The sequence below is a fragment of the Sulfitobacter sp. HI0040 genome (assembly GCF_001634885.1).
GTDB lineage: Bacteria > Pseudomonadota > Alphaproteobacteria > Rhodobacterales > Rhodobacteraceae > Sulfitobacter.
Genome location: NZ_LWEX01000554.1, coordinates 1 through 10,467, shown reverse-complemented (window position 1 = coordinate 10,467; position 10,467 = coordinate 1). Strand labels below are relative to the sequence as shown.

Here is a 10,467-nt window from a genome sequence, read left to right as displayed (position 1 = left end):
TGCGGGGCGGGGGCAGGCGTCTCGGGAGGGGGCCGCGTGACAGCATCGGCGCAAGACAAGCTGACGGACCTGTTCATCATCGGCGGTGGCATCAACGGATGCGGCATCGCGCGGGATGCAGCGGGTCGCGGCCTGTCTGTCACGCTGGCGGAAATGAACGATCTGGCCTCGGCCACGTCTTCAGCATCGACCAAGCTCTTTCATGGCGGTCTGCGGTATCTGGAATACTTCGAATTCCGCCTTGTGCGTGAGGCGCTGATCGAGCGTGAGGTTTTGCTGAAGGCGATGCCGCATATCAGTTGGCCGCGCCGATTCGTCCTTCCATATCATGAAGATATGCGTTTCGAAACGGATACACCCACGTCCAAATTGCTCAACCTGTTCATGCCTTGGATGAAGGGGCGCAGGCCCGCGTGGCTCATTCGTCTTGGCCTGTTTCTCTACGACAATCTCGGCGGGCGGAAGATCCTGCCGCCGACCTCCACGGTGGACCTGCGCAGCACGCCAGAGGGCGCGCCCCTGCAGGAGCGGTTCGAAAAGGCTTTCGAATATTCCGACTGCTGGGTGGAGGATGCGCGGCTCGTCGTGCTCAACGCCCGGGACGCCGAAGCGCGCGGGGCGCGTATCCTGACCCGGACGGAAGTCATCAGCGCGGCGCGCGAAGGCGATCACTGGCGGATCGAAACGCGCAATAGCGAAAACGAAACAGAGGTGTACCGGGCCCGGATGCTCGTTAACGCGGGCGGCCCATGGGTCGGTGACATCATCCAGACGCGTATCCGCCTGAATTCCCGCGAAGGCGTTCGGCTGGTGCGGGGCAGCCATATCGTGACCCGCAGGCTCTACGATCATGACAAATGCTATTTCTTCCAGGGCACGGACGGGCGGATCATCTTCGCCATACCCTATGAAACCGATTTTACCCTGATCGGCACGACCGATGTCGAGCATAGCGCCCCCGGCCGGAAACCTGAATGTACCCCGGAAGAACAGGCCTATCTGATCGATTTCGCCAACCAGTATTTCAAGCGACAACTGACCACGGATGACGTCGTGCATACCTATTCCGGGGTGCGGCCGCTCTATGATGACGGGGCCAGCAGCGCCACGGCGGCGACACGGGACTACACGCTGAAGATCGACGCCGCGGGCGGTGCGCCTGTGCTGAACATATTCGGCGGCAAGATCACCACATACCGGCGGCTGGCCGACAGCGCGCTGGAGAAGATCGGCAAACATCTGACGGTCGCGAAAGGTTCCTGGACAGCCGGTGTGCCGCTTCCGGGCGGGGACTTCCCCGTCGATGGCGTGGAAAATCTTGTGCAAGAGCTGCAAGAGGCGCATCCTTTCCTCGATCAGTTCTGGGCGCGCCGCTTGGTGCGGGCCTATGGGACCGAAGCGCGGAAAGTCCTGAGCGGCGCCGGGGAGGCGCGCGATCTGGGCCGTGATTTCGGAGCGACGCTGACGGAGGCCGAAGTGATCTGGCTGATGCAACGGGAATATGCCCGCACCGCCGAAGACATCCTGTGGCGGCGCAGCAAGCTGGGTCTTCGCCTCAGCGCGAAGCAGGCGCAAACCCTGGCCGACTGGATGGCTCAACGCGCGGGAAGCACCCCCGCCGCCGCGGAATAGGAGGAGAACCGATGACGCTGGAACTCAGGGGCGTGTCAAAGACTGTCGAAGGGCAGACCCACATATATCCCACCGACCTCACGCTGGAGCAGGGGACGATGAACGTCCTGCTGGGGCCGACCACATCGGGCAAGACCTCTCTCATGCGGCTGATGGCCGGGCTGGACGTGCCCGCCACCGGGCAGATTTTCTGGCAGGGTCAGGACGTGACCGGGCAGCGGGTGCAGGACCGCAAGGTCGCCATGGTCTATCAGCAGTTCATCAACTACCCCTCCATGACGGTCTATGACAACATCGCCTCGCCCATCCGCCTGATGGGCGAGAGCAAGGCCGAGATTGATCGCCGTGTGCGTGAAGCGGCGGATCTGATGCAGCTGACCCCGATGCTGGATCGCAAGCCGCTTGAACTCTCGGGCGGGCAGCAGCAGCGCTGCGCATTGGCGCGGGCCCTGGTCAAGAACGCAGGCCTTGTGTTGCTGGATGAGCCGCTCGCCAATCTTGACTACAAGCTGCGGGAGGAGTTGCGCGTCGAGATCCCGAAGATCTTCGAAGCCTCGGGCGCGATTTTCGTCTACGCCACCACGGAACCCGAAGAGGCCCTGCTGCTGGGCGGCAAGACCGCAACCCTCTGGGAGGGGAAGGTCACGCAGTTCGGGCCTACGCCGGAGGTCTACCGCCAGCCGGTCGACGCCACGACCGCCCGCGTCTTCAGCGACCCACCGATGAATTTCCTCCAGATCTCCAAGACGGGTAACCGGATCATGTTCGGCAAGGGGCAAAGCGCCCCCGCGCAGGGCAAGCTCGCCGAATTGGCCGATGGTCGCTACCAGGCGGGCTTCCGGCCCAATCATCTGGAAATCGGGCAGCATGCGGGTGACGCGCTGGAATTCGCCACGACGCTGCAGGTGACGGAACTGACCGGGTCGGAAACCTTCGTGCATCTCGATCATCACGGGGATCGCTGGGTCGGGCTGGTGCATGGGGTGCATGACCTTGCCCTCGGCGAGGCGCTGACCGTCTGGCTAGATCCGCGCCATGTCTACATCTTCAGCGAAGACGGCAAGTTGGTCGCACCAGCCGCCTATGCGCTGGCGGCCTGAAGGGGAACTGACAGATGGCCAAGATCACACTCGACAACCTCGCCCATTCCTACCTGCCCAACCCGACGGGAGAGGATGACTTTGCCCTGAAGGAGTTGAACCACGTTTGGGACGATGGCGCGGCCTATGCCCTGCTCGGCTCCTCCGGGTGCGGCAAATCCACCTTGCTCAACATCATCTCGGGGCTTCTGCAGCCCAGTCAGGGGCGGGTTCTTTTCGACGGGCAGGACGTGACCCATGCGCCGACGGCGGAGCGCAACATCGCCCAGGTCTTCCAGTTTCCGGTGGTCTACGACACGATGACGGTGCGCGATAACCTCGCCTTTCCGCTGCGCAACCGGGGCCGGGACGAATCCTACGTCGCCACCCGCGTGCAGGAGATCGCGCGGATGATCGGCATGGAGGACATGCTGAACCGCAAGGCGCGCGGCCTCACGGCGGATGCCAAGCAAAAGATCAGCCTCGGCCGGGGCATGGTGCGCAAGGACGTGAACGCGCTGCTCTTCGACGAGCCCCTCACCGTGATCGATCCGCATATGAAGTGGGAACTGCGCACCCAGCTCAAGAAGCTGCACCACGATTTCGGCCATACGATGATCTATGTCACCCATGACCAGACCGAGGCGCTGACCTTCGCCGACAAGGTGGTCGTGATGTACGATGGCCGCGTGGTGCAGATCGGCACGCCGGAGGAGCTTTTCGAGCGGCCCGAACATACCTTCGTGGGCTATTTCATCGGCTCGCCGGGCATGAACGTGATCCCCGCGAAGATCGACGGCAACCGCGCCTATGTGGACGGCTCCTATGTGGAGCTTTCGCAAGGCTACAAACCGCTAGATGGCAAGGTTGAGATCGGCGTGCGGCCCGAATACGTCCGCCTTTCCCAGAGCGAGGGACTGCCCGTGAAGGTGCGCCGGGTGGAGGACGTGGGCCGCCACAAGATCATCCGCGCCGAATTCTTCGGGAACGACATCAACATCATCGCGGGCGAGGACGACCGGATCAGCGCCGACATGAACCGTGTCACCTTCGAGCGGGATCATGTGAACGTCTATGCCAATGACTGGCTGGTCAGGGGGGCGGCATGAGCGTTCGTTTGCTCCGAGCCGTCGCAGCTTCGTCCGCCTCGAGGACACACCGGCAGATAAGCGCCATGCCCGACCTAGGGAGGCCGAGAATGCCTGGTGCGTCGGTAGCGTTACAAAATAACGAACGCCGGGCACGCGCCGGGTACCGCATGAATGCCCTCCCGGGGGGGAGGTCGGGCATGGCGCGGGCGCGCCAGGTAACTTTCGGCTCCCGCGGGGTAACGCCCACAATGCAGGAGCAATCACCCCATAGCCTGCCGCACTACCCAGCCAACCGCAGAGGAGCCGCCTGATGGAAAAGACAGTCAACCAAAAGGCATGGTTCCTCGTCCTGCCGGTACTGCTGCTGGTGGCCTTTTCCGCGGTCATTCCGCTGATGACGGTGGTCAACTACTCGGTGCAGGACACTTTCGGGAACAACCAGTTCTTCTGGGCCGGGCTCGAATGGTTCGAGGAAATGCTGTCCTCCGAACGTATGTGGGACGCGCTGGGGCGCCAGCTGATGTTTTCGGGCATCATCCTCGCGATCGAGGTGCCATTGGGTATCTTCGTGGCGCTGAACATGCCGAAATCGGGGTTCTGGGCCAGCTTCTGCCTCGTGATGATGTCACTGCCGCTGCTGATCCCATGGAACGTGGTGGGCACCATCTGGCAGATCTTCGGGCGGGTCGATATCGGGCTGCTGGGCTATACGCTGGATGCGCTGGGGATCAACTACAACTACACGCAGGACGTGCTGGCGGCATGGGTGACCATTGTGGTCATGGATGTCTGGCACTGGACCTCGCTGGTGGCGTTGCTGGCCTATGCGGGGCTGAAATCGATCCCCGACGCCTATTACCAGGCCGCCAAGATCGATCAGGCGAGCCGCTGGAAGGTCTTTCGCTTCATCGAGCTTCCCAAGATGATGGGCGTGCTGATGATCGCCATCCTGCTGCGTTTCATGGACAGTTTCATGATCTATACCGAACCCTTCGTCGTGACGGGCGGTGGCCCCGGCAACGCCACGACGCTGCTGTCCATCGACCTAGTGAAGATGGCGCTCGGCCAGTTCGACCTTGGCCCGGCGGCGGCCTTCTCGATCATGTATTTCCTCGTCATCCTGCTGATTTCCTGGGTGTTCTACACGGTGATGACGAACCTCGACCGGAAGGGGATGTAGGATGACGGACGCGACAGCGATACCAGAGGATCTGACGGCGCAGGGCAGCAATACCCGGCGCAGGTTCAAGGTAAAGACCAGCGTCGTCGTGATGACGCTCTATCTGCTCTTCCTGATGCTGCCGATCTACTGGCTGCTGAACATGAGCCTGAAGACGAACACGGAGATCCTGAACGAGTTCACCCTGTTCCCGCGCGATCTGACCTTTGACAACTACGCTACGATCCTGACCGATCCGGCGTGGTACATGGGATACGTCAATTCGATCATCTACGTGACGATCAACACGATCATTTCCCTCGCCGTCGCATTGCCTGCCGCCTATGCGTTCTCGCGCTATCACTTCATGGGCGACAAACACCTGTTCTTCTGGCTGTTGACCAACCGGATGGCGCCGCCTGCGGTCTTCGCGCTGCCGTTCTTCCAGCTCTATTCATCGGTGGGGCTGTTCGACACCCATATCGCGGTGGCTTTGGCGCATACGCTTTTTAACGTGCCGCTGGCGGTCTGGATCCTCGAAGGGTTCATGCGCGGCGTCCCGAAGGAGATCGACGAGACAGCCTATATCGACGGCTACTCCTTCCCCCGGTTCTTCGTGAAGATCTTCATGCCGCTCATCGCGAGCGGGATCGGCGTCGCGGCGTTCTTCTGCTTCATGTTCTCATGGGTCGAACTGCTGCTGAGCCGCACGCTGACCACGGTCGATGCGAAACCCATCGCCGCGATCATGACGCGCACACAGGGTGCCAGCGGGATCGACTGGGGCGTGCTGGCCGCAGCAGGCATCCTGACGATCCTGCCGGGCGCCTTGGTCATCTACTTTGTCCGCAACTACATCGCCAAGGGCTTTGCCCTGGGGCGCGTCTGAGCCAGCAAGAGGGAGGAACGTTTCATGGACTGGATGGCATGGACATGGCCCACCGCGATATTCTTCGCCGTCATCGCGGGGCTGCTGATCACTTTCACGATCCTCGCGATCAAGTTTCCCGAAACGCCTCGCACCGGCATCCTGCGGATCGAGACGACCCGCGGGGACCGGCTGTTCATCACTTTGCTGGGGTCGGCCTTCATCAACCTCGCGTGGCTCGGCCTCGTGGGGGAGGGGCAGCCCTATGCGCTTCTGCTTTGCCTGGTCTATGCCGCGGCGGTGTTCCGCTGGGTCTGACGATCGGGAAAGCGTGACGGGTGCAGAGGACGCCCGCCCACGTTTCGACCACATCCTCGACAAACGGTTCAAAAAGGGAGGACACCAACAATGAACCTCAACCTCAGATCAACCACGGCAGCGCTGCTGATCCTCGCGGGTCCTGCCTTTGCGGATATGGAGGCGGCGCAGGAGTTCCTCGACAACGAGATCGACGGCCTGTCAACGCTCACCCGCGAAGAACAGGAAGCGGAGATGCAGTTCTTCGTCGATGCCGCCAAGCCCTTCGAAGGCATGGACATCAAGGTCGTTTCCGAAACCATCACCACACACGAATACGAAAGCCAGGTGCTTGCACCCGCTTTCACCGCCATCACCGGGATCAACGTCACACACGACCTGATCGGCGAAGGCGACGTGGTGGAGAAACTGCAGACGCAGATGCAGTCGGGCGAAAACATCTACGACGGCTACATCAACGACTCGGACCTCATCGGTACCCACTGGCGGTATCAGCAGGCGCGCAACCTGACGGACTGGATGGCGGGCGAGGGCAGCGACGTGACCCTGCCGACGCTCGATCTCGATGATTTCATCGGTCTCAGCTTTACCACCGGCCCGGACGGCAAGGTCTATCAGTTGCCGGACCAGCAGTTCGCGAACCTTTATTGGTTCCGCTACGATTGGTTCAACGACGAGAAGAACAAGGCCGACTTCATGGAGAAGTACGGCTACGAACTCGGCGTTCCGGTCAACTGGTCTGCCTATGAGGACATCGCCGAATTCTTTACCGGGCGTGATCTCAGCCACATGGGTGTCGAGGGCGAAGTCTTCGGCAACATGGACTACGGCAAGAAGGACCCGTCGCTCGGCTGGCGCTACACCGATGCGTGGATGTCCATGGCCGGCATGGGAGACGTGGGTGAACCCAACGGCCTGCCGGTCGATGAATGGGGCATCCGTGTGAACGAGAACAGCCAGCCCACCGGTTCCTGTGTGGCACGCGGCGGTGCGACGAACTCGCCCGCGGCGGTCTATGCGGTGACCAAGGCGATCGAATGGCTGGAGAAATATTCGCCCCCGGCAGCCGCGGGTATGACCTTCTCCGAAGCCGGTCCGATCCCCGCGCAGGGCAACGTCGCTCAGCAGATGTTCTGGTACACCGCCTTCACCGCCGACACCGTGAAGCCCGGCCTGCCGGTGATGAACGAGGATGGCACGCCCAAGTGGCGCATGGCACCCAGCCCGCATGGCGTTTACTGGAAAGAAGGCCAGAAGGTCGGGTATCAGGATGCCGGTTCCTGGACGCTGATGAAGTCCACCCCGGTGGATCGCGCCAAGGCCGCATGGCTCTACGCGCAGTTCGTCACCTCCAAGACGGTGGATGTGAAGAAGTCCCACGTCGGCCTGACCTTCATCCGCGAGTCCACGGTGCAGCATGACAGCTTTACCGAGCGTGCGGACAAGCTGGGCGGTCTGGTGGAGTTCTACCGTTCACCTGCGCGCGTTGCGTGGTCGCCCACCGGCACCAACGTTCCGGACTATCCGAAGCTGGCGCAACTGTGGTGGCAGAACATCGGCGACGCCATGTCCGGTGCGAAGACACCCCAGGAAGCGCTGGATGCACTCTGCGCCGATCAGGAAAAGGTGCTGGAGCGTCTGGAGCGTGCCGGTATTCAGGGCGATATCGGTCCCAAGCTGAACGAGGAAATGGACGCGGAGCACTGGTTCGCCCAGGAAGGCGCGCCCTATCCGAAGCTCGAGAACGAAGACGAGGAACCCAAGACGGTCAGCTATGACGAACTGATCCAGTCCTGGCAGTAAGCCCTGTCTGCGACCGGGGCCCCCTGTGGGCCCCGGTCATTCCACGGGATACCCCGCTTGAACTGCACGGGCCGGACGGCCCATAAACATCCCTCAGAAGCGAGGTGATCCATGACGCATATTCTGGCCATCGACCAGGGGACCACATCCAGCCGTGCCGTGCTGTTCGATCAAGGGTTGAACGCCATCGCATCGGCGCAGGAAGAATTTCCGCAGATTTATCCCGACAGCGGCTGGGTGGAGCATGACCCGGCTGACCTGTGGTCCACCACCGCCGCGACCTGCCGTGCCGCCATCGAAAAGGCGGGCGGGCGCGCGGAGGGCATTGCCGCCATCGGCATCACCAACCAGCGCGAGACCACGATCGTCTGGGACCGTGAAACGGGCCGACCCATTCACAACGCGATCGTTTGGCAGGACCGGCGTACATCGGCCCTCTGCCGCAAGCTGAAGGACGAAGGCTTCGAGGAGACCGTGACCGCCCGGACCGGCCTGCTGCTCGATCCCTATTTCAGTGCCACCAAGCTCGCCTGGCTGCTGGAGCACGCCGAGGGCGCGCGCGAAAAGGCCGAGGCGGGCAAACTCGCCTTCGGTACGGTGGACAGTTGGCTGGTCTGGAACCTTACCGGTGGTGCCGTCCATGCGACGGATGCCACAAACGCGGCGCGCACCATGCTCTATGACATCCGCAAGGGCCGCTGGAGCCGCACGATCTGCGACAAACTGGGGATACCGCCCGCGATCCTGCCCGAGGTGCGCGACAGCGCCGCCGACTTCGGCGAGACGCGCCCCGATCTTTTCGGTCGCCCCATCCCGATCCGCGGCATCGCCGGGGATCAGCAGGCCGCGACCGTCGGGCAGGCCTGCTTCAAACCGGGCATGCTGAAATCGACCTACGGGACCGGCTGCTTTGCGCTGATGAACACCGGCGATACGCCCGTCACGTCGCAGAACCGGCTGCTCACTACCATTGCCTACCAGTTGGATGGCAAACCGACCTACGCGCTTGAGGGATCGATCTTCATCGCCGGGGCGGTGGTGCAATGGCTGCGCGACGGGCTGAAGATCATCCGTGAGGCGAAAGAGACGCAACCGCTCGCCGAGCGGTCGGACCCGACGCAGAACGTTGTTCTGGTCCCGGCCTTTACCGGGTTGGGGGCACCCTATTGGAACGCCGAATGCCGGGGTGCCATCTTTGGGCTGAGCCGCAATTCCGGCCCCGAGGAGTTTGCCCGGGCAGCGCTGGAAAGCGTGGGCTACCAGACCTGCGATCTGCTTCAGGCGATGCAGGCGGATTGTGAGCGGGAAGGTCTGGCGGGCGGCACCGGCGGCGGCGCGACGCTACGGGATATCTCTTCCACCGCGACGCTGCGGGTAGACGGCGGCATGAGCGCCTCTGACTTCGCCATGCAGTTCCTGTCTGACATCATCGGGGCACGCGTCGACCGGCCGAAGGTTCTGGAAACAACCGCGATGGGCGCCGCGTGGCTGGCGGGATACCGGGCCGGGGTTTGCCCGGATCAGGAGGAATTCGCCAAGACATGGGCGCTGGAACGTTGCTTCGAGCCGCAGATGGATGACGACACCCGCGCGCGCAAATATGCGGCCTGGGGGCGGGCCGTCGATGCCACCATGCGCTTCTGACCGATGGAGCCCTTTGCCCTGACGTCGCCGGCGCGCACCCTTTTCGGACGTGACTGCCGCCATCGTACCGCTGAACTGGCGGGGCAGCTGGGCCGCCGGATGGTGCTGGTGCGCGGACGCTCCGTTCCTTGGGTCGACGATCTGCGCGCGGAGCTGGAAGCATCGGGTCTCGCACTTGAGGTGATCCATTCCTCGGGCGAGCCCACCCTTGACCAGGTACGCGACGCGCGGCAGCAGGCCCGCGCGTTCGGCGCGGACTGTATCCTCGCCGTCGGCGGGGGTGCCACAATCGATCTGGGCAAGGCGCTTGCCGGTCTCTGCCCCAGCCCGGGCGATCCTGCCGATTATCTGGGGCTCGACGGGCAACCCGCCGAGGTGCTGGAACCCCCGCTGCCCTTCGCCGCCGTCCCGACGACCTCTGGCACGGGCGCCGAAGCGACCCGGAACGCGGTGCTGGGCGTGCCGGAGCGGGGGCTGAAGGTCAGCCTGCGGGACACGCGCTTGGTGCCCACGCTGGCCATCGTCGATCCGGCCCTGACGGACGATGCTCCCATGGCGCTCACACTGGCGAGCGGGCTCGACGCCATCACCCAGCTTGCCGAAAGCTACCTGTGCAACCGGGCCAACCCGGTCACCGACGCGCTCTGCCGCGATACCTTGCCGGATGCCATTCGCGCCCTGAAACGGCTCACGCAGGGGGAATGCCCCGCCGCGCGCGATACGATGGCGCGGGCGAGCTATCTCAGCGGTCTCGCGCTGGCCAACTCCGGGCTGGGCATCGTGCATGGGCTGGCATCGGTCATCGGGGGCCGGGGCGGGGCGCATGGGGCGATCTGTGGGCGGCTTCTGGCGGATGCCCTTGCCGTCAACCGT

General features: G+C 63.2%; 9 protein-coding genes. All 9 read left to right on the top strand.

Annotated features, from left to right (window positions below; genetic code table 11):
• Positions 1–36 precede the first annotated feature (36 nt).
• Positions 37–1,632: a glycerol-3-phosphate dehydrogenase gene (gene glpD / locus A3728_RS20500; RefSeq protein ID WP_067928078.1), complete on the top strand. Its 1,596-nt coding sequence runs from the start codon at positions 37–39 to the stop codon at positions 1,630–1,632.
• 11 nt (positions 1,633–1,643) lie between these two features.
• The gene (locus A3728_RS20495) at positions 1,644–2,732 is read left to right on the top strand and encodes an ABC transporter ATP-binding protein (RefSeq protein WP_067928075.1); all 1,089 of its coding nucleotides are present in this window, start codon (positions 1,644–1,646) and stop codon (positions 2,730–2,732) included.
• A gap of 14 nt (positions 2,733–2,746) precedes the next feature.
• Positions 2,747–3,820, top strand: coding sequence for an ABC transporter ATP-binding protein (locus A3728_RS20490; protein WP_067928072.1), 1,074 nt, complete (start codon positions 2,747–2,749; stop codon positions 3,818–3,820).
• Between the two features lie 292 nt (positions 3,821–4,112).
• Complete coding sequence (locus tag A3728_RS20485; protein ID WP_067928069.1) at positions 4,113–4,982, top strand: carbohydrate ABC transporter permease; 870 nt, start codon at positions 4,113–4,115, stop codon at positions 4,980–4,982.
• Position 4,983: 1 nt separating this feature from the next.
• On the top strand, positions 4,984–5,850 hold the full coding sequence (locus tag A3728_RS20480) for a carbohydrate ABC transporter permease (protein ID WP_067928066.1): 867 nt from the start codon (positions 4,984–4,986) through the stop codon (positions 5,848–5,850).
• Positions 5,851–5,874: 24 nt separating this feature from the next.
• Complete coding sequence (locus tag A3728_RS20475; RefSeq protein ID WP_067928064.1) at positions 5,875–6,147, top strand: DUF2160 domain-containing protein; 273 nt, start codon at positions 5,875–5,877, stop codon at positions 6,145–6,147.
• Positions 6,148–6,237: 90 nt separating this feature from the next.
• Positions 6,238–7,950 carry an ABC transporter substrate-binding protein gene (locus A3728_RS20470; protein WP_067928060.1) on the top strand — a complete coding sequence of 571 codons (1,713 nt, stop codon included), beginning with the start codon at positions 6,238–6,240 and terminating at the stop codon, positions 7,948–7,950.
• A gap of 111 nt (positions 7,951–8,061) precedes the next feature.
• The gene (gene glpK / locus A3728_RS20465; RefSeq protein ID WP_067928057.1) at positions 8,062–9,594 is read left to right on the top strand and encodes a glycerol kinase GlpK; all 1,533 of its coding nucleotides are present in this window, start codon (positions 8,062–8,064) and stop codon (positions 9,592–9,594) included.
• Between the two features lie 3 nt (positions 9,595–9,597).
• Positions 9,598–10,467: iron-containing alcohol dehydrogenase (locus tag A3728_RS20460; protein WP_067928054.1), on the top strand; the 870-nt coding region annotated here is incomplete at its 3' end.